Source organism: Klebsiella sp. P1CD1 (assembly GCF_003790505.1).
GTDB lineage: Bacteria > Pseudomonadota > Gammaproteobacteria > Enterobacterales > Enterobacteriaceae > Klebsiella > Klebsiella variicola.
The window spans coordinates 4,460,660-4,480,241 of record NZ_CP033631.1 but is presented as its reverse complement, the minus strand read 5'-3'; the positions used below and the strand labels follow the sequence as shown (position 1 = coordinate 4,480,241).

Here is a 19,582-nt window from a genome sequence, read left to right as displayed (position 1 = left end):
TATGGTAACGAAGTCACGCGTGTAAGCAAATAACGCGCAATGGTGATATACTCCGCGCCCAGGATGCAGGCACCGGTGTGCGCTGCTTTACAACTTTTGCTTATAGCCCCGTCGGGCTTGCCAACGAACTATTGTCGCCATGAAGTTTATCATTAAATTGTTCCCGGAAATCACCATCAAAAGCCAATCTGTGCGGTTGCGCTTCATTAAAATCTTAACCGGGAACATTCGTAACGTTCTCAAAAACTATGACGAGACGCTGGCCGTCGTCCGTCATTGGGATCATATCGAAGTTCGCGCGAAAGATGAAAATCAGCGCCCGGCTATTCGCGATGCGCTGACCCGTATCCCCGGCATCCACCATATTCTGGAAGTCGAAGACGTACCGTTCACCTCGCTGCACGATATTTTTGAAAAGACGCTGCCGCTGTGGCGCGAGGCGCTGGAAGGCAAGACCTTCTGCGTGCGTGTGAAGCGTCGCGGCAAACATGAATTCACCTCAATTGAGGTGGAACGCTACGTCGGCGGCGGTCTGAATCAGCATATTGAAACGGCGCGCGTGAAGCTGACCGACCCGGACGTCACCGTCAATCTCGAGATTGAAAACGATCGCCTGCTGCTGGTGAAAGGCCGCTATGAAGGCATCGGCGGCTTCCCGATCGGCACCCAGGAAGATGTGCTGTCGCTGATCTCCGGCGGCTTTGACTCCGGCGTTTCCAGCTATATGCTGATGCGCCGCGGCTGCCGCGTGCACTACTGCTTCTTTAACCTTGGCGGCGCCGCCCATGAGATTGGCGTTCGCCAGGTCGCGCATTACCTGTGGAACCGCTTCGGCAGCTCGCACCGCGTTCGCTTTGTGGCGATTAACTTTGAGCCCGTGGTCGGTGAAATCCTTGAAAAAGTGGACGATGGTCAGATGGGTGTCGTGCTCAAGCGCATGATGGTCCGCGCCGCGTCAAAAGTCGCGGAACGCTACGGCGTGCAGGCGCTGGTCACCGGCGAAGCGCTGGGCCAGGTTTCCAGTCAGACCCTCACTAACCTGCGCCTGATCGACAACGTTTCCGATACTCTGATCCTGCGTCCGCTGATTTCGCACGATAAAGAGCACATCATCGACCTGGCGCGTGAGATCGGCACGGAAGATTTCGCCCGCACCATGCCGGAATACTGCGGCGTGATCTCGAAGAGCCCGACCGTGAAGGCGGTGAAGGCGAAGATTGAAGCGGAAGAAGAACACTTCGATTTCAGCATCCTCGATAAAGTGGTGGAAGAGGCGAGCAATATCGACATTCGCGATATTGCCCAGCAGACGGAAGCCGCCGTGGTTGAAGTGGAAACCGTGACCGGCTTTGGCGCTAACGACGCGATCCTCGACATCCGCTCCATTGACGAGCAGGAAGACAAGCCGCTGAAGGTCGAGGGCGTTGAGGTCGTTTCGCTGCCGTTCTACAAGCTGAGCACCAAATTTGGCGATCTTGATCAGAGCAAAACCTGGCTGCTGTGGTGCGAGCGCGGGGTGATGAGCCGTCTGCAGGCGCTCTATCTGCGCGAGCAGGGCTTCAGCAACGTGAAAGTTTATCGCCCGTAACGGGTTGCCATCCATATTGAAAAAGGCCTTCCCCGATGGAAGGCCTTTTGTCATCTCCGGGCCAGCGCATTAGCGCAGGGTCATCGCCAGGTCATTCAGCTGATCGATGACGATATTCCAGCCCTCAAAAAATCCCATCTGCTCATGCTGCTCGCGAGTTTCATCATCCGCATGCAGCACCGTGGCCGTATAGCGACATCCGTCTTTTTCGTCGGCAAAGGTGATGATGGCCGTCATGGCGAAGGGAGAAACCGCAGGGCGATAATCCGCCGTCAGCATCGAGGTCATGACGATTTTTTGTTGCGGGATGACCGCAAGAAAACAGCCGGGATTATCGCTGCGTTCACCGTCAGGGCCGTGCATCACGGTATGAAAAGCCCCGCCAGAGCGAAAATCAAAGGCCAGCACCTCAGTAGACCAGGGCTTCGGGCACCACCAGGTTTTGAGTAATGCCGGGTCGGCCCACGCGCGCCACAGGGCAGAGGCTGGCGCGCTGAGCAGGCGGCTGATGACAAGATCGCGAGAATCGGTTGCGCTACGGGACATGCTACGACTCCTCAGGAAAAGGGGAGCCAGTCCGCGGCGCGGACCGGCTATCAGGCTTCGTAGTAATTATAGATGCCGGCGGCCATTACCAGCTGCGAGGCGACCTCATACGCTTTCTCGCGACCCACCAACAGGTCAATCATTTTCAGGGCGAAATCAATCGATGTCCCCGGTCCCTGGCTGGTTAACAGATTCACCCGTGGATCCCAGACCACCCGTTTATCCTGCCACTGATCGGCGGGGATATGTTCCTTCAGCGCCGGAAAACCGGTCATGTTACCGATCGGGAACAGCTGATGGGGCACCAGCACGGTCGCCGGGGCGGCGCAGATGGCGGCCACAATGCGGCCTGAGAGGTGGAACTGTCGGACGGTTTCCACCAACAGCGGGCTGTCGCGGAAGCACTCTGCGCCCTTGATGCCGCCAGGGAGGACGATGATATCGAAATCACCATCGGCCACCTCGACCAGCGGCGCATCCGCCAGCAGTTTGACGCCGCGCGAGCAGACGATGGTCAGGCCGCCGTCGCTGGCGACGCTGGCGGTGGTTACCTTCACTCCGCCGCGGACCAGCAGATCGATAGTGGTGACCGCTTCGGTCTCTTCGCTACCAGGGGCGAGGCAAATCAGTGCCGACGCGCTCATATTCATTCTCCTTACGCTTGATCAATTCAAATAAGCGGGCGTTTTCCGGTACGGCAACGCCGTGGGCGCGGGCGCGGTTGAGCAGAAAACCGGTGATATAGTCGATCTCCGTGTGCCGCTGGGCGCGGATGTCCTGCAGCATGGATGAGATATTTTCTGCCGTACTTTCAATCACCTGTTCGACATAAAATAGCAGGTTTTCCGCCGAGGTATGAATACCTTCGCGCTCCATCACCGCCGCCACTTCCTGGCAAATGGCGGCAACCTCCTGCGGATAGTGGCGCAGATCGCCGTTTTTACATCCTTTGAGGGCGGTCAGAGGATTAATGACGCAGTTTACCGCCAGCTTGCGCCAGGTGGCCGAGTAGATATGGTTGTGCCAGGCGACATCCGGCAGTACGCTTTGCAGGACTTCCGCGAGATAGCTGTAGTCCTCCTCGTAGCTTTTCGCCGGACCGATATGGGTGGTGCCCTGGGCGACGTGGATGATCACATTCCCGTCGCGACGCGCTGCCTGGGTGGTGGAGGCCAGCAGCAAAGGCTGTTTCACGCCGCGCAGCTCCTCGACGGTGCCCATGCCGTTATGCACCAGCACAATTGGCGTAGTGACCGGCAGGATCCCGGCCAGGTGCTTCACCGCATTCGACACCTGCCAGGCCTTTAAGGTGACGATCAGCAGCTCGCTGCTGGCGAGAAAATCGGGGTCGTTGGCCGTCAGTGACTCGTTGAACACCGAGCCGTCGGTTTCAATGACATTGACGCTACAGAATGGCTGCGGTACGCGTAGCCAGCCCTGGACTTCATGTCCCTGTTTGCACAACGCGGTCAGCCATAGTTGTCCCAGTGCACCGCATCCCAGTACGGTTACTTTCATTGTTCCTCCTCATCTGCCGCTACCCCAGGCGCTGATGGCTAAAGTCTATCTCGTCGCTTTTCGCATTGTCGGACGGAAAGGGGGATTCGGCGTCGTCGGGCAGCACGGGGAAATAGCGCGAGCGTTGCGTAATCAGCTAAGCTTCCGGGATAACAAGTTGAGTTATGCCGCGTTGCAGGTATTATGCAACGCAAAAGAAACGGAAGGAGAGGAAAAGATGCCATCTTTCGATATTGTCTCTGAAGTTGATCTTCAGGAAGCCCGTAACGCGGTGGACAACGCGAGCCGCGAAGTCGAGTCGCGTTTTGATTTTCGTGGCGTTGAAGCCACTTTTGAATTAAACGACGCCAACAAAACCATTAAGGTGCTGAGTGAGTCTGACTTCCAGGTGAACCAGCTGCTGGATATCCTGCGCGCTAAGCTGCTTAAGCGCGGCATTGAAGGTACCTCCCTCGACGTGCCGGAAGATATCGTGCACAGCGGTAAAACCTGGTTTGTTGAAGCGAAGCTGAAGCAGGGCATTGAAAGCGCGGTGCAGAAGAAGATCGTCAAACTGATCAAAGACAGCAAGCTGAAAGTGCAGGCGCAGATTCAGGGCGAAGAGATCCGCGTGACCGGTAAGTCCCGCGACGATCTGCAGTCGGTGATGGCGCTGGTGCGCGGCGGCGATCTGGGGCAGCCGTTCCAGTTCAAAAACTTCCGCGACTAACGCGGCGGCAGACAGCAAAAAGCGGGGAATTCCCCGCTTTTTTTATACCCCTTTGATGAGCTGCTCGATCTCGAAGCGGTTGGTGACCTTGCTGTCGATTTTGATATACACCGAGCGCTCCTCAGGCACCACCAGCGCCTGATGAACCCCGTTGGCGTTCAGCAGACGCGTCTGTAGCGCGCTGTCGACCACCACGCCATCCGGCACCTCCACCCGCAGGCTGCTGACGTACGGCGGCTCGCTCATGGTACTGGCCACCAGCAGCCACAGCATTGCCAGCAGGGCGCCCAGCAAGAACACGGTTTGCGAATCAAAGAAACCATCGACCCAGCCGCCAAGCGCGCCGCCAATCGCCACGCCGAGGAACTGGCTGGTGGAGTAGACGCCCATTGCGGTGCCTTTATAGCCCGCCGGCGATTCCTTGCTAATTAACGATGGCAGCAGCGCTTCCAGCAGGTTAAACGCCAGGAAGAAGAGCTGGACGCCCGCCACCAGCTCCCAGAAGTAGCCTCCAGCGCCCCAGAGGACAATTTCCGCAATCAGCAGGATGGCGACGCAGAGCAGGAAGACGCGCTTCATTTTGCGCTTCACTTCGGCATAGATGATAAACGGCACCACCGAGATGAACGAGATAACCATGGTGACCAGGTAAATCTTCCAGTGCTCGGCGGCCGGAAAGCCAGCAGCCTCCAGTTGGCCGGGCAGCGCGACAAAGGTCGACATCAGCATGATGTGCAGGCACATGATGCCAAAGTTGAGCTTCAGCAGGCGTGGTTCCACCAGTACTTTGCTAAAGCAGCCCTTCACCATCCCGGATTCGCGGTTGAGCACGTGGTTATGGCTGTTGGGCACCACCCACAGGGTGAGCAGGATGCCGATGGTCGCCAGAATGGCGATCATCCAGAACAGCGCGTGCAGACCCAACTGGTGGGTGACAATCGGCCCCAGCACCATGGCGATGGCGAAGGTGACGCCAAAGCTGACGCCGATAAAGGCCATCGCTTTGGTGCGGTTCTGTTCGCGAGTGAGATCGGATAGCAAAGCCATGACCGCGGCGGCGATAGCGCCGGAGCCCTGCAGGGCGCGGCCAAGAATGATGCCCCAGATAGAGTCGGTGAGCGCGGCGAGGACGCTGCCGAGTACAAAGATGAGCAGGCCGCCGACGATCAGCGGCTTACGGCCAATACGGTCAGATAACAGTCCGAAGGGGATTTGGAAAATCGCCTGCGCCAGGCCGTAGATACCGATCGCCAGGCCAATCAGCGCTTCACTGGCGCCCTGCAACGCCATGCCATACGTGGTCAGAACCGGCAGGACCATAAACATGCCAAGCATGCGCAGGGAGAATACCGTCCCCAAACCCCAGGTCGCGCGCAGTTCCCCTGGCGTCATTTTGTTATCGTTCATTACCACCTCAATATAAAAACTGCGCCTAGTGTAGCGGCGGGGGGTAAGAAGCGTAAATAAATGTTTGTTTAACAGATATTACGGGGCTGTTGCGCGATGAGACAAGTTGGTAAAAATCAATAAACCAGTGGAGGGGGACTCCACTGGCGAGGGGAAAAATTAAGGTAAAGTAAAGTCAACCCACTGGCTGCCAGCGTCAGCCGATTTGACGCACTGTTCGACCCAATAGACGCCGTGCAGCCCGGCTTCAACGTCCGGATACCAGAAGTCTTGCAGGAAAGCGCGATCGTCACGGTCCGTGGCGTCAATCGCCTGCGCATAGCGGCGATAGAGGTTGGCCCAGGCTTCGAATAGCCCTTCCGGATGGCCGCCGCCGATGCGGTCATCCGCCAGCGCGTTCGGCGACAGGTAGGGCATCCCGCGCTCAAGAATCCGCGCCGGCTCGCCCTGCACCTCATAGCTGAGCTGGTTAGGATGCTCATCCCACCATTCGATACTCGCTTTTTCACCGACGATACGCACTTTTTGCGAGTGCATGGCGCCGCTGTTGACCGCGCTGGTCCACATCGAGCCAACCGCGCCGTTGTCATATTCCATCAGGACAAAGGCGTTATCTTCCAGCGGCGCGCGGGAGGGGACAAAGCTCTGGCGGGAGCACATCAGCCGTTTGATATTGAGCTGCGGCGCCATGGTTTCGGCGACAAACAGCGGATGGGTGGCCAGATCGCCCAACACATAGCTGGGCCCGGCAAACTTCGGCGTCACGCGCCAGCGGGTGGATTCAGCCTGCAGCTCGACGGCCTGGTTATGAAAGCCGTGGGCGAACTGCATATTGACGATGCGGATCTCGCCGAGCAGTCCATCGGCAATCATCTGCCGCGCCTGCTGGATCATCTGATAGCCGGCATAGCCGTAGGTGACGCCGACGATTTTGTTCTGTTTTTTGCTCAGGTCCACCAGCTCGCGTGCTTCTTCGGCGCTAAAGCAGAGGGGCTTTTCACAGATGACGTGGAGGCCCGCTTCCAGCGCCGCTTTGGTGATGGCGAAATGGGTATTGTTCGGGGTGGTGACCGAGACGACCTCGATGCCGTCAGGGCGCTGCGCCTCTTCACGAAACAGGGTCTGGTAGTCGGCGTAGCAGCGCTCCGGCGCGATGCCCAGTTGCTCGCCGAACGCGCGCCCGCGCTCGGCATCGACGTCAAGCGCGCCGGCCAGCAGGGTATAAACATTGTCACGCAGCGCCGCACAGCGGTGGCTGTAGCCGATCTGACTGGTTCCCCCGCCGCCGACCATGCCCCAACGCAGGGAGCGGGATAAGGGTTTCAGGCCGTTTAACATGGTGCTCTCCTTTTTGAAATCATTCGCACTCTGAGGCGCTCAATGCCGACGCCTGCGGCAACGCGCATCCGGATAGACTCACCTTAACTTAAGGAAATGTTTGTTCTGTTTCAATTGTGTTGTGGAATTTATTTTCCATATATGCGAGGGGGATCGAATTAGCGAAAGTTTCTTTTGGGCTGCGTTGAAAAGATGAGCGAGGGCTTATCGCCTCCCGGAGCAGAGCAGATTCTTGCGGGTGTTTTTCGTTCCGACTAAATATGAAATAAATTTTCTTTTTAGCCGCTGAGCCGGTGCAATCCGCAGATTGCACCGGGGAGCCGATGCCGCTATGACGCTCCGCGCACAGACGCGGGGGAAGGTGAAGCGGCGGGAGGATTACCGGCCGCAAAGATGCCTTTCGCCGCCAGACCTGCGACGGTGAGGGCTGCCGGGATACCGAGGATCAAAAAGACGCTTTCAAAGGGCAGGTTGAGCGCCATCATCTCGGCACCGGCAAAGGCGCTGAGAATGGCGCCGATGCGCCCGACGCCATGCATCCAGCTGGATCCCGTCGCCCGCGCCTGCGTAGGATAGTAGCGGGCGGAGAGGGCGTTCATACCGGTATTAGCGCCGTTCAGACAGGCGCCGCTGATAAACGCCAGCATACAGAGCAAGGCAAAGCTGCCCGCGGCGTAGCCCATCGCCATGGTGAACAGGCCGCCAACGGCGTAGATCATCCCCAGCGCGCGATGAGGGTTGATCCTGTCCATCAGCCAGCCGGCAAACAGCGAGCCGAGGGTGCCGCCCGCCTGGTAGATCGCTGTCATGATGGCCGCCTGGCTAACGGTCATTCCCACCGCTTTAACCAGCGTTGGCAGCCAGCTACCGAGGATATAGACCAGGAACAGCCCCATAAAGTAGACCAGCCATAGCATCAGTGAGCCGAAGCCGTACTGGCGGGAGAGCACAATGCGCATCGCGTTGCCGGCCGCCGGCTGCGCCGGCAGGGTAAATGTCACGTTGTCGCTGATTTGTCCGGGATAGAGACGGTTAAGAATGGCGCGAATGCGTGCGGCGGGCGCTTGTTTGATCACCAGAAAACGAACCGACTCCGGCAGCAGCCAGATAAGCAGGGGGGCAAACAGCAGCGGCAGAATGCCGCCGAGCGCCATCAGCGAGTGCCAGCCAAACTGCGGGATCAGCCACGATGCTGAGAATCCTCCTGCCGCCGCGCCGAAGGTGAAGCCGCAAAAGATGACGGTAATAATAAATGAACGCTGGCGTTCCGGAGCGTACTCCGACACCAGCGTCCCGATGTTTGGCATCGCGGCGCCCAACCCCAGGCCGGTCATAAAGCGGAAAAACATCATCTGTTCAATGTTGTGCGAGAAGGCGGTGGCGATGGTCCAGAAGCCGAAGAAAAAGACGCTATTGATAATGATTTTCTTGCGCCCCAGCCAGTCGGCGAGCGGGCCAGAGAAAATCGCCCCCAGCGCGAGGCCGATCAGCGCGGCGCTGATCACCAGGCCTAGCTGGTGGTTGCTTACCCCCCATTCCAGCTTTAGCGTCGGGGCGATAAACCCCATGATCGCGATATCAAAACCATCGAGAGCGATAACGCAAAAACCGAGAAAAATGATCTGCTTTTGAAAGCGGCTCAGCGGGTTACAGTTTATTAACTCTCTGACATCCAGGCGTTGAGTCTGTGTCATAGCGTATTCCTTATGCGCAGGAGCGCAGGTAGGGCTGCGCGGCATTGAACAGTAATTGCGCCCGCTGGAGCGGCGGCAAGGCGCCCTGCTCGCCGTCGAGCGGCACTTCGAGGGAGACCGGCAGCGTTGCCGGCAGGGCCGACATCAGACCGTGCAGATCCAGACCGCCTTCCCCTGGCACGTTGCGCGCCGAGCGGGCCTGGCGGATGAGTTCCTGTTCGCTCTCCGGCCTCTGCGCCGCGCCATCGCAGAGCTGCATATAGTTGAGATGATGCGCGGGCAGGCTGGAGAGGACGGCGAGCGATTCTCCCGCGCGCCAGAAATGAAGGGCGTCCACCAGGATGCCGATATCCTCCCACCCGCTGGCGGCGATCATCGCCTGCGCATCGGCGATAGTACGCAGTTGGGTCCAGGGCATCGGCTCAAGGTTCATGGTCAGCCCATAGGGGCGACCGGCCGCGGCGAGGATAGCCAGGTTGTCGGCGCTGCGCTGAAGGTTGTCGTCATTGCCGGCGACCAGCACCTGTCCGGCGCCAAGACGCGCCGCAGTCTCCATAAACCGCTGCAGCCGATCGTCGAGCGTAAACCCGGGGGTCAGGCGGACGATCTCTACGTCTGAGACGCGGATGCCGGTTTCCATCAGCGCAGACAGCGTCGCGCGGACGGCGGGGGTATCGCCCAGCATGTCGTAGTCCGGGTCGGCCGGTGTGGCGGGGAGCAGCCGCAGACCAACGTGGGTAAAACCGGTTCTGGCCGCTATCCGCACCTGTTCGGGGGGAGGGACATCGAGCAGGGTCAGCGCGGCGAGCGATAGGGTACGCATGTTCATAAAGGGCTCCGGTACAGTTGCAGGTGAGGATAGTTATGGGTATTGCCGTCCCTGGTCGTTTATTGCTTTGTTTTTATTGTATTTCCCGCCAGATTTTTGCCCACCAGATAGCCGAAGGTCATGGCGGGTCCGAGGGTTATCCCTCCGCTGGGGTAATAGCCGCGCATCACGCTCGACATGTCGTTGCCGATGGCAAACAGGCCCGGTATCGGCTGCTGCTGTCCATCCAGCACCCGGGCGTGTTCGTCGGTTTGCAATCCGCTGAAGGTGCCCAGCGAGCCGGGCAGAATGCGCACCGCGTAGAACGGCCCTTCGCGCAGCGGTCCGAGCGTCACCTGATGGTCACCCTGGGCGCGGTTATAGGCTGATGCCCCGCGGTGAAAATCGACGTCTTCGCCAGTGCTGGCGAAGTGGTTAAAGCGTTCAACGGTTTCCGCCAGCGAATAAGCGTCGATGGCGCACTGCTTCGCCAGCTCCCCCAGCGTGTTTCCCCGTAGCAGGTAACCGGTACGCAGCCAGGCGGTGGGGGTGAACGGGAACGGTCTGGCATGACCCAGACCGTAGCGACGCAGCGCGCGACGATCGGCCAGCAGCCAGGCCTGCGGCGTGTCGCCCGCGGGGGTGGCCGCCAGCAGGGCGGCGATAAAGTCATGATAAGAGTCTGCCTCGTTAACAAAGCGTTTGCCGTTGGGCAGGACAGCGATCACCCCGGGCTTGGCGCGTTCCACCAGGTGGGGAAACATCAGCTGCTGGCCGCTGGCCAGGGTGACGCGGGACACCGGCGCCCAGGCCAGCGGGTGGCGCAGGCGGGTGTCGAACTGGCCGCCGACGGATTCGCCAAGCCTGATCCCCTCGCCCTGATTGTCCGGTGGTGCGGCGGAAAAATGGCCGTAACCCTCCGCCGCGTGGGGCACTACCTGCGCCAGCCGCTGCCGATCGTGGGGAAAACCGCCGCAGGCCAGCACCACGGCCCCTGCTTCGACGTGAATCTCCCCACCGTCGCTGCGCAGCACCGCGCCGGACACGCCCTGCGGACCCTGCAGCAGCCGGACCACCGGGGCATTGAGCTGAAAACGCACTCCGGCGTCGAGGGCGGATCGCAGCAGACGGGCGAGCAGCGCATTGCCATTGACCAGATGCTGCCCTCGTCCGGCGCGCAGCCGCTGCCAGCCGTGGCGCAGCAGGCGGCGGACGGCATACAGCGCGGAGCGCGGCGAGCGGGTGGCATTGAAAAAATGCGCCATATCCGCGCCGCCGGCGATGCCCATCCCGGCAAGGCTGATGGTCTCCAGCGGCGGACGCAGTCGGTGGAGCCAGTCACCGAGCTGACGGCCATCGTAGGGCTGAGCGGTGACCGACCGCCCACCGCTCGCCGCACCCGGCGACGCGTGAAAGTCCGGCATGGTACTGCCCGAGAGAAACTGCACCGCCGTCCTGTGATGAAAAAAATCCACCATCTCCGGCCCATGGCGCAGGAAGGTCTGCAGGCGAACGTCAGCGACTTCGCCCCCCATCTCATGCTGCAGATAGGTCAGCGGCGCGTCGGCCGCTTCGTCGATGCCCTCCGCCCGCGCCAGCGGGTTGCGGGGGATCCACAGCCAGCCGCCGGACCAGGCGCTGGTCCCGCCGAGTACTGACGCTTTCTCCGCCACCATGACGCTGGCGCCGTGCATGGCCGCGGTGACCGCGGCAGAGAGTCCCGCCGCGCCGGAGCCGACCACCAGCACATCCACCTTCACAGGCCTGCTCATGATGGACTCCTTACTGCAATGGTGAAAAAGCGGTGGGGCGCATCAGCACCGACTCCAGGCGTTCAACGGCGGCCAGTTCGCGATTTTTCCGCGAAAAGGTCTGCCAGCGTTCGTCCTGCGCCATTCGCGCGCGGCGCACCAGGCGATCGTCCAGGCTTTCATAAGCCCAGATGTGCACCACCTGATTGACCACGCCGATCTCGGTAAAAAAGAAACCGATCAGTTTGCCGAGATGGTCGGTCTGCACCGCCAGGGCATCGCTTTGGTACAGCGCCAGCCAGTCGGCCATTTTCAACGGATTGATGGTGTACGTGCGTTTTTCGTAGATCATGATGTTTTCCTGATTAGTGGGGGGAGTGTTGTGCCAGATGGCAGGCGGCGAGGTAGCCAAACGTCAGCCCCGGGCCGAGGGTGATGCCGGGACCCGGGTAGGTGCCGGCCATCAGCGAATCCATGTCATTTCCCACCGCGTACAGCCCCGCGATGGGTTTTCCTTCCACGTTGACGACCTGTGCATCGGCGGTGGTGACCAGGCCCCGCGACGTTCCCAGATCGCCGGTATAGAGTTTGATGGCATAGAACGGCGCGCTGAGCAGGGGGGCGTTACAGGCGTCAGGCTGATGACCCGGATCGCCCATCGCCCGGTTATAGCTGTTGCCGCCTTTAGCAAATTCCCGATCCACGCCCTGCGCGGCGTCGCGGTTGTAGCGGGCAACCGTCTCGCTCAGCGTTTGGGCATCCAGACCAAGCTGTTGCGCCAGCGTCTCCAGGGTGTCGGCTTTGTACAGATAGCCGGCGGCGATCAGGGCGTCATTATTGACCGGCGCCGGGCGTGCCAGCCCGAGGCCGTAACGCTTCATCGCCTGGGCGTCGCAGAGTAAAAAGCAGGGGGCATTTTCCGTAGCGCGCTGCATCGCGCTGGCGAAATGGTGATAGGAGTTAGACTCGTTGACGAAGCGTACCGCCCGCTGATTGACGGCAATCACGCCCGGTTTGGCCCGGTCGGTTACCAGATGGGGGAAGCGCTCCTCGCTGCCGTCGGCCCGGGTCAGCACCGATACTGGCGCCCAGAAAAAGTTGGAGGCCTGATCGGCTCCCTCGCGAGCGTTAAGCGCCGCCGCGAGATGCAGCGCGGCGCCATCGTTGGCCGGCGGCGACATGGTGAAGTGTTCGCGGGTGTGTGGCCGATAGCGCGCCGCCAGCGCGCCCGCGGCAAAGCCGCCTGCGGCCAGCACCACCCCGCGGCGGGCGTGCAGCGTCTCTCTTTGCCCCTGATACTCAATCTCCACCCCGTGGACCGCGCCTTGCGCTTCGCACAGCGCCAGAACATTGACATTCAGCCGCAGGTTCATGCCTTTACGCAGCGCCGTTGTCGCCATGCGGGCAATCAGCGCATTGCCCATCGCCAGGCGGGTGCCGCGAGGGTACTTCACCCGGTCGCGGGCGTAGCGCAGCAGCAGCCGGGTGCAATGGGCCAGGGAGCGTAGCGAGCGCCGCATGTCGAGAAAATGTTGAATGTCGACGCGGTTGACCATCATCCCGCCAAACAGCAACATCCCCGGCGGCGGTGAACGCAGGTCGCGAAACGCGTCCCCCAGTTCACGACCGTCATACTCCACCACCTCCAGCGCACGACCGACGTCGACCGCGCCGGGTTCATCCGGATAGTAATCAGGGGAGAGCGGGCGCAGGCTATATTTCACCGCCCCCTCGCGCTCGAGAAAGGCCAGCGCCTCACGCCCGGCGCTAACAAACGCTTCGGCGAGATCTTCACGGTACTGGCTCTCGCCGATAATGGTCCGCAGGTAGGTTTTCATCGCCTCGGCGCTGCCGCTTTTACCCGCCGCACGCGCCTGATCGGTATCGTGCAGCCACACGGCGCCACCGGAGATAGCCGAGGTGCCGCCGAACTGGCCGGCTTTCTCCAACATCAGCACCGACAGCCCTTTGCAGCTGGCGGTGACCGCGGCGGCAAAGCCAGCGGCGCCGCTGCCGATGACGATCACATCCCAGCTCTTCATGCTGCCGCTCCCTGCGCTGGCGGGATGGCGCCGATAAACTGGCCCATCAGCGTCATCTGCGCCAGCGCCATTTCCGGCCCGGTCTGCACCCGGCAGCCGCGGGCGGCGGCGAAAGTGAGCAACGGCGTCATCACCGGGGCGGTGACAACATCAGCCACGTGGGTGGCGCTGTCGAGCGTATCCAGCAGCGCCTGCGGCAGGGGCAGCTCATCAAATCCGGCCATGCCGGCCGGCGAGCCATTAACCAATAGATCGACGCCGTGAAGGGTGTCCGGCAGCGCGCTCAGTTGTACCGCCGGGAAGGCCTCAGCCAGAAGGTCATGCAGGCGTTGCCGGGTGGTCGGGTTTTGATCGTGCAGGGCCAGCTGACGGATCCCCGCCTCGCACAGTCCCCAGGCGATGGCGCTGCCGACGCCGCCGCAGCCGGAGAGCAGCGCCTGCTTACCTGCCGGCTGAAAACCCTGCGCCTCGGCGGCGAGCTGAAAGCCGACGCCGTCCAGCATATCGCCCTGCAAACGGCCATCCGCCAATTTGCGGATCACATTGATGGCGTTGAGTCGGCGGGCGCGGGGGGTGAGCTCGTCGACCAGCGCGGCGGCGCGCTGCTTATGCGGCACCGTCACCAGCACGCCGGTCATGTTCTGCCAGCCACGCAGAGCGTTGAGGTAGTCGACTACCGCGTCCGGGGCGATATCCACCGGGATCATGACGCTGTCCATGTGCTGTTCAGCAAAGTAGCGGTTGAAGTTATCCGGTGATTTGACCTGGGCGATCGGATGACCAATCACGGCGACAACCTGGGTAGTTCCACTGACCATTTCAAACCTCATTTGTTAAATGAATGTTGTGAAAGTATTTCAGTGGAAGCTGGGAGCGACAACGCAGAATTCGGACATGTCGGTTGTTAATCGCACGATCGCTGCGATAATCGCAGGAAATCGATAATGATGTTGCAAAAATGTGAGCGAATATGCAAAACACCATTCATCCACGCGATCTGATCGTCGGTTTACAAAAAGGGCTGGCGTTAATCCAGCTTTTTTCCAAAACCTGCCCAAAACTCACCGTCGCCCAGGCGGCGAAAATGAGCGGCCTGACGCAAAGCGCCGCGCGGCGTTTTCTGTTGACGCTGCTGCATGAGCGCTATCTGCAAACCGATGGGCGTTATTACTGGCTTACCCCGAAGACGCTGCGGCTTGGTCAGGCCTACGTCGATTCGGCGCAGTTTCCCCGCATGGTGCGGCCAATTGTCGAATACATCGCCAGCCGGACCGAGGAGCACGCCTCGGTAGGGGTGGTGGATGAAGATGAGCTGGTCTATATCGCCCGCAGCCGGCATACGCCGTTTAACTCCACGTCGGTTCGGCTTGGGGAGCGGGTGCCCATCTTCTGTACCGCCGGGGGACGGTTATGGCTGGCTTCGCTGCCGGAAGCTGAGTGCGAGGCGGTTCTGCAGCGTATTACCCGGGAACAACGCACGCCCTATACGGTGACCGACGTCGCGTTGCTGATGGAGAAAATCGCCCAGGTGCGGCGCCAGGGTTATGCCACCATTGAACAGGAGTTTGAGATTGGCATGCTGGTGCTGGCGGTGCCGTTAACTGACAGGGAAGGAACCTGGTGGGGCGCGCTGAGTCTGACCAGCCATCAATCGCGCACATCGCTGGAAGCGTTATGTCACGACCATCTCGATCTGCTCTACAGCGCGCAGGCGATGCTGGTGAGCTAAACAGGGCAGCAGATGCGCTGCCCTCAAAGATGTTGCTTACGCCGACGCGTTGTTCAGGAAGCTGTTCCAGTTGCTGGCGGCGTTATCTACGAAGATGTTCCAGTTTTTGCCAGCGGTGAGGACAAAGTTTCCCCAGTTTTCGCTACCAGTGGTCACAAAGGTTTCCCAGTTTGACTGCCCGGTCAGGAAGGAACCAAACGCCATCGCGCTGTCGCCGACGAAGGAGGCAAACGCGCTGCCGGAGGTGAGAACAAAAGAGGTGAAGCCGACGCCCGAGTTGGCAACAAAGCTGGCGAAGCCGCTGGCCGCGCCGAACAGGTTAAAGCCACCGGAGATGTACTCCATTTCGTTTAGTGTTAACTCTTTCATTGCAATTCCTTGTAGTAATGATTTTCCAAATGGGTGGGTAAACCCGGTGCAAAAGGTAGCACTGCTGTCGTGCACAGCGCGAGTCAGGTCCGCTGTGTATTAGCTCATTTTTTCCTCATTTTTTGGCAGGAGAGCAGCGTAAACGGCCGGAAGAGGGGAGGGGAGTATGAAATGAGAAAGAAAGCGGTGAGGAAGCAGAAAAGAAAAAGCCCCGTAAAAACGGGGCTTTATATCGCACTGGAGTGGGAGATTATCTCACGTAAGCCAGCAGGCTATGTGAATCCGGCACCATAAAGTCAACGGACATCATCACGGACAGCGCGGTGATGGCGACGATGGAAAAGACGAACAGCTTACGCGCCCAGACTTTATCATCGGCCACTTTATAGCCACGCAGCGCCATGCCCAGCCACCAGACGCTGACCGCTGCCGCCACGACCAGGTATTTATACCCGGCGTAGCCGCCCAGCGAGAGCATCAGGGTCGCCACGGCAAAGGCAACGATGTACAGCGTAATATGGTTTTTGGCGACCGAAATGCCTTTCACCACCGGCAGCACCGGAATGTTCGCAGCCTGATAATCCTTAAAGCGGAAAATCGCGATGGCGTAGGAGTGAGGCATCTGCCACAGGCTAAAGATAGCCAGCAGGATCGCCGCACCGCTGTCGAAATCACCGGTGACCGCGCAGTAGCCAATCACCGGCGGCGCGGCGCCGGAGAGTGAGCCAATCAGCGTGCCATAGACGGAGTGGCGTTTCATGTACAGGCTGTAGACGCCGACATAAACCACGAACCCCATCACCCCCAGCCAGCAGGCCAGCGGATTTGCGCCGAACCACAGCAGCATGAAGCCAGCAATACCCAGCAAGGTGGCGTACACCAGCGAAGCTTCTGGCGAGATCAGCCCTTTGACCAGCACCCGGTTTTTCGTCCGTTCCATCTTACGATCGATGTCCCGGTCGATGTAGTTGTTGAATACACAACCCGAGGCGACCACCAGGGATACTCCAAGGAGCGTCCAGACGAACAGCGGATAGTCGATGTGGCCTTTGGAGGCCAACAGGAAACCGCCGATCACGGAGATCAGGTTGCCAAAAATAATGCCTGGTTTCGTTACTTGCAGGTATTGCTTAAACATACTCGCCGCTCTTAGTGCATCATCATGTTGTAGTTCAGGTTCCACATAATCCAGATGGAGCCGACAACCACGATCGCAATGATGATTACGGTGAAGATAAATGCGGTCAGGTTCCAGCCTTCATCGGACTTGCTGTTCATATGCAGGAAGTACACGAGGTGTACCACGATCTGCACCACAGCGGTCACCAGAATGGTGCCAAGGATAACCGCATGCGAGGCGGAGCCACTCATCACCATGGCGAACGGAATGACCGTCAGGATGATGGACAGGATAAATCCTGTCATGTAGCTCTTCACGCTGCCGTGAGAAGCGCCGCTATGATCGGTAGAATGACTCATTACATCGCCCCCATCAGATAGACAACCGAGAACACGCAGATCCACACGACGTCCAGGAAGTGCCAGAACAGGCTCAGGCACAGGATACGCGTGCGGTTAGTGCTAGTCAGGCCACGACGTGAAACCTGGAACATCAGCACCGCCATCCAGATAAGGCCAGAGGTCACGTGCAGACCGTGGGTGCCGACCAGCGCGAAGAACGCCGACAGGAAACCGCTACGATCCGGACCGAAGCCTTCCATGATCAGGTGATGGAATTCATAGATTTCCATCCCGATAAAGCCAGCGCCAAACAACCAGGTCAACGCCAGCCAGGAAACCACCTGGCTCTTGTTGTTTTTGTACATGGCGATAGCCGCCATGCCGTAGGTGATGGAGCTGAACAGCAGCAGTGCGGTTTCAACCAGAACGAACGGCAGTTCGAAAATATCTTTGCCCGTCGGTCCGCCGGCTGTGCCGTTCACCAGAACGGCATAGGTAGCAAACAGCGTAGCGAAGATGATGCAGTCGCTCATCAGGTAGATCCAGAAACCGAATACCTTCATCGGTCCTGTATCATGGTGCCCGTGTTCATGCGCGTGGGCAGTATGCGCAAGAGTATCAGTTGCCATTTTTCAGCCCTGCTTTGTTAATCTCATCGAAATGCTGTTTTTCCAGTTTTTCGACTTCTGCAACCGGTACGTAGTAATCCACGTCCTCGTCAAAGCTCTTAATAATCCAGGTCGCTACGATGCCGATGAAGCTGGCAATCGCCATCCACCAGATATGCCAGATCATGGCGAAACCAAATACCGTAGCGAAGGCGGCAATGACGATGCCGGCGCCGCTGTTTTTCGGCATATGAATTTCTTCATAGTGAGCAGGCTGTTTGTACGCTTCACCTTTCTCTTTCATTTCCCAGAAGGCATCACGCTCGTGAACCTGAGGAACGATAGCGAAGTTATAGAACGGCGGTGGAGAAGAGGTTGCCCACTCCAGCGTACGACCACCCCATGGGTCACCGGTCAGGTCACGGTTCTGATCGCGGTCGCGAATAGACACGTAGAACTGAATCAGCTGGCACAGGATACCGCAGGCGATCAGCGCTGCACCGCAAGCTGCAACAACCAGCATCGGGTGGAACTGCGGATCGATCTGCTGGCTCAGACGACGGGTCATACCCATGAAGCCCAGCACGTACAGCGGCATAAACGCCACGAAGAAGCCGATGATCCAGAACCAGAAAGCGCGTTTGCCCCAGGTTTCGTTCAGGGTGAAGCCAAAGGCTTTCGGCCACCAGTAGGTCAGACCTGCGAAGCAACCGAATACTACGCCGCCGATGATAACGTTATGGAAGTGCGCGATCAGGAACAGGCTGTTATGCAGAACGAAGTCCGCGCCCGGTACCGCCAGCAGCACGCCAGTCATCCCACCGACGGAGAAGGTCACGATAAAGCCGATAGTCCACATCATCGCTGAGTTGAAGACGATGCGACCCTGATACATGGTGAACAGCCAGTTGAAGATCTTAACCCCGGTCGGGATCGCGATAATCATGGTAGTAATACCGAAGAAGGCGTTTACGTTCGCGCCAGCACCCATGGTGAAGAAGTGGTGCAGCCAAACGATGAACGACAGAACGGTAATACAGACGGTTGCCCACACCAGAGAGGTGTAACCGAACAGACGCTTACGCGAGAAGGTCGCGGCGATTTCGGAGAAGACCCCGAACACCGGCAGAACCAGGATGTACACTTCCGGGTGACCCCAGGCCCAAATCAGGTTGATGTACATCATCATGTTGCCACCCATATCGTTGGTAAAGAAATGGGTGCCCAGGTAACGATCCAGGGTCAGCAGCGCGATGGTGACGGTCAGAATTGGGAAAGAGGCGATAATCAGGATGTTAGCGCACAGAGATGCCCAGGAGAATACCGGCATCTTGAACATGGTCATGCCCGGGGCGCGCATCTTGATAATGGTCACGAAGAAGTTAATACCGGTCAGGGTAGTACCGATACCGGAGAGCTGCAGCGCCCAAATCCAGTAATCGACCCCTACGCCAGGACTGTATTCAATTCCCGACAGCGGCGGATAGGCCAGCCAACCGGTCTGCGCGAACTCACCGACGCCCAGAGACAGGTTAACCAGAATCACGCCCACAACGGTGAACCAGAAGCTCAGGTTGTTGAGGAACGGGAAGGCCACGTCGCGCGCGCCGAGCTGAAGCGGAACCACCAGGTTCATCAGACCGATAACGAACGGCATCGCCACGAAGAAGATCATGATAACGCCGTGGGCGGTAAAGATCTGATCGTAGTGATGAGGCGGCAGGAAGCCTGCTTCCCCGGCCGAGGCCAGCACCTGCTGGCTACGCATCATAACGGCATCAGCAAAGCCACGCAGCAGCATGACGATTGCCACGATAACGTACATGATACCGAGACGTTTGTGGTCGACAGAAGTCAGCCACTCGTTCCACAGGTAGGACCACTTACCGAAGTAAGTGATGGCAGCCAGAAGCGCCAGTCCCCCAATGATAATCGCAGCCACCGTAACCACGATAATGGGTTCGTGGTAGGGCACTGCATCCAGTGTAAGTTTTCCGAACATCGTTTTCTTCCT

19 protein-coding genes are annotated in these 19,582 nt (G+C 59.2%); 3 read left to right on the top strand and 16 right to left on the bottom strand.

All coding sequences use genetic code 11. The features are described from left to right. Nucleotides 1-139 precede the first annotated feature (139 nt). A complete protein-coding gene (gene thiI / locus DTA24_RS22235; RefSeq protein ID WP_008805382.1) occupies nt 140-1,588 on the top strand; it encodes a tRNA uracil 4-sulfurtransferase ThiI in 1,449 nt (482 codons plus the stop codon). A gap of 69 nt (nt 1,589-1,657) precedes the next feature. Here thiI and DTA24_RS22230 read toward each other — a convergent pair whose 3' ends face one another. The 3 genes from DTA24_RS22230 to panE are packed head-to-tail and all read right to left on the bottom strand — an operon-like array spanning nt 1,658 to nt 3,652. Further along, the gene (locus DTA24_RS22230) at nt 1,658-2,134 is read right to left on the bottom strand and encodes an SRPBCC family protein (protein ID WP_008805383.1); all 477 of its coding nucleotides are present in this window, start codon (nt 2,132-2,134) and stop codon (nt 1,658-1,660) included. Nucleotides 2,135-2,184: 50 nt separating this feature from the next. Beyond that, nucleotides 2,185-2,778 (bottom strand): protein deglycase YajL, encoded by a 594-nt coding sequence (gene yajL, locus DTA24_RS22225; protein ID WP_008805384.1) that lies wholly within the window; start codon nt 2,776-2,778, stop codon nt 2,185-2,187. Beyond that, nucleotides 2,741-3,652: a 2-dehydropantoate 2-reductase gene (gene panE / locus DTA24_RS22220; protein WP_008805385.1), complete on the bottom strand. Its 912-nt coding sequence runs from the start codon at nt 3,650-3,652 to the stop codon at nt 2,741-2,743. Before panE ends, yajL begins: the two co-directional genes overlap by 38 nt. Nucleotides 3,653-3,869: 217 nt before the next feature. On the opposite strand from panE, the gene DTA24_RS22215 reads away from it, so the two are divergent. After that, nucleotides 3,870-4,361 carry a YajQ family cyclic di-GMP-binding protein gene (locus DTA24_RS22215; protein ID WP_002891465.1) on the top strand — a complete coding sequence of 164 codons (492 nt, stop codon included), beginning with the start codon at nt 3,870-3,872 and terminating at the stop codon, nt 4,359-4,361. A gap of 42 nt (nt 4,362-4,403) precedes the next feature. On the opposite strand, the gene DTA24_RS22210 is transcribed toward DTA24_RS22215, so the two are convergent. The 8 genes from DTA24_RS22210 to DTA24_RS22175 form a co-directional block, all read right to left on the bottom strand. Next, complete coding sequence (locus tag DTA24_RS22210; RefSeq protein WP_110195999.1) at nt 4,404-5,768, bottom strand: MFS transporter; 1,365 nt, start codon at nt 5,766-5,768, stop codon at nt 4,404-4,406. Nucleotides 5,769-5,927: 159 nt separating this feature from the next. Next, nucleotides 5,928-7,106: a Gfo/Idh/MocA family protein gene (locus tag DTA24_RS22205; RefSeq protein WP_008805388.1), complete on the bottom strand. Its 1,179-nt coding sequence runs from the start codon at nt 7,104-7,106 to the stop codon at nt 5,928-5,930. Between the two features lie 329 nt (nt 7,107-7,435). Beyond that, a complete protein-coding gene (locus DTA24_RS22200; protein ID WP_072123470.1) occupies nt 7,436-8,800 on the bottom strand; it encodes an MFS transporter in 1,365 nt (454 codons plus the stop codon). A gap of 10 nt (nt 8,801-8,810) precedes the next feature. Continuing rightward, entirely contained in the window at nt 8,811-9,629 is an 819-nt protein-coding gene (locus DTA24_RS22195; RefSeq protein WP_023339649.1) for a sugar phosphate isomerase/epimerase family protein, read from the bottom strand. Nucleotides 9,630-9,688: 59 nt separating this feature from the next. Next, complete coding sequence (locus DTA24_RS22190; protein WP_123837065.1) at nt 9,689-11,380, bottom strand: FAD-dependent oxidoreductase; 1,692 nt, start codon at nt 11,378-11,380, stop codon at nt 9,689-9,691. Between the two features lie 10 nt (nt 11,381-11,390). Then, nucleotides 11,391-11,711 carry an NIPSNAP family protein gene (locus tag DTA24_RS22185; RefSeq protein WP_004204812.1) on the bottom strand — a complete coding sequence of 107 codons (321 nt, stop codon included), beginning with the start codon at nt 11,709-11,711 and terminating at the stop codon, nt 11,391-11,393. 13 nt (nt 11,712-11,724) lie between these two features. Then, entirely contained in the window at nt 11,725-13,401 is a 1,677-nt protein-coding gene (locus DTA24_RS22180; RefSeq protein ID WP_023322143.1) for an FAD-dependent oxidoreductase, read from the bottom strand. Continuing rightward, on the bottom strand, nt 13,398-14,219 hold the full coding sequence (locus DTA24_RS22175) for a shikimate dehydrogenase family protein (RefSeq protein ID WP_012542692.1): 822 nt from the start codon (nt 14,217-14,219) through the stop codon (nt 13,398-13,400). Before DTA24_RS22175 ends, DTA24_RS22180 begins: the two co-directional genes overlap by 4 nt. A gap of 152 nt (nt 14,220-14,371) precedes the next feature. Between DTA24_RS22175 and DTA24_RS22170 the strand changes: the two genes are divergently transcribed. Further along, nucleotides 14,372-15,130 (top strand): IclR family transcriptional regulator C-terminal domain-containing protein, encoded by a 759-nt coding sequence (locus DTA24_RS22170; RefSeq protein WP_004177256.1) that lies wholly within the window; start codon nt 14,372-14,374, stop codon nt 15,128-15,130. A 36-nt stretch (nt 15,131-15,166) separates the two neighbouring features. Here DTA24_RS22170 and DTA24_RS22165 read toward each other — a convergent pair whose 3' ends face one another. The 5 genes from DTA24_RS22165 to cyoB form a co-directional block, all read right to left on the bottom strand. Beyond that, entirely contained in the window at nt 15,167-15,499 is a 333-nt protein-coding gene (locus tag DTA24_RS22165; protein ID WP_004177255.1) for a hypothetical protein, read from the bottom strand. Nucleotides 15,500-15,749: 250 nt separating this feature from the next. Continuing rightward, on the bottom strand, nt 15,750-16,637 hold the full coding sequence (gene cyoE / locus DTA24_RS22160) for a heme o synthase (protein WP_002891629.1): 888 nt from the start codon (nt 16,635-16,637) through the stop codon (nt 15,750-15,752). An 11-nt stretch (nt 16,638-16,648) separates the two neighbouring features. Continuing rightward, nucleotides 16,649-16,978 carry a cytochrome o ubiquinol oxidase subunit IV gene (locus DTA24_RS22155; RefSeq protein ID WP_002891634.1) on the bottom strand — a complete coding sequence of 110 codons (330 nt, stop codon included), beginning with the start codon at nt 16,976-16,978 and terminating at the stop codon, nt 16,649-16,651. Continuing rightward, entirely contained in the window at nt 16,978-17,589 is a 612-nt protein-coding gene (locus DTA24_RS22150) for a cytochrome o ubiquinol oxidase subunit III (protein WP_002891635.1), read from the bottom strand. The genes DTA24_RS22155 and DTA24_RS22150 overlap by 1 nt, the downstream gene beginning before the upstream one ends. Further along, on the bottom strand, nt 17,579-19,570 hold the full coding sequence (gene cyoB, locus DTA24_RS22145) for a cytochrome o ubiquinol oxidase subunit I (RefSeq protein WP_012542690.1): 1,992 nt from the start codon (nt 19,568-19,570) through the stop codon (nt 17,579-17,581). The genes DTA24_RS22150 and cyoB overlap by 11 nt, the downstream gene beginning before the upstream one ends. Nucleotides 19,571-19,582: the final 12 nt, after the last annotated feature.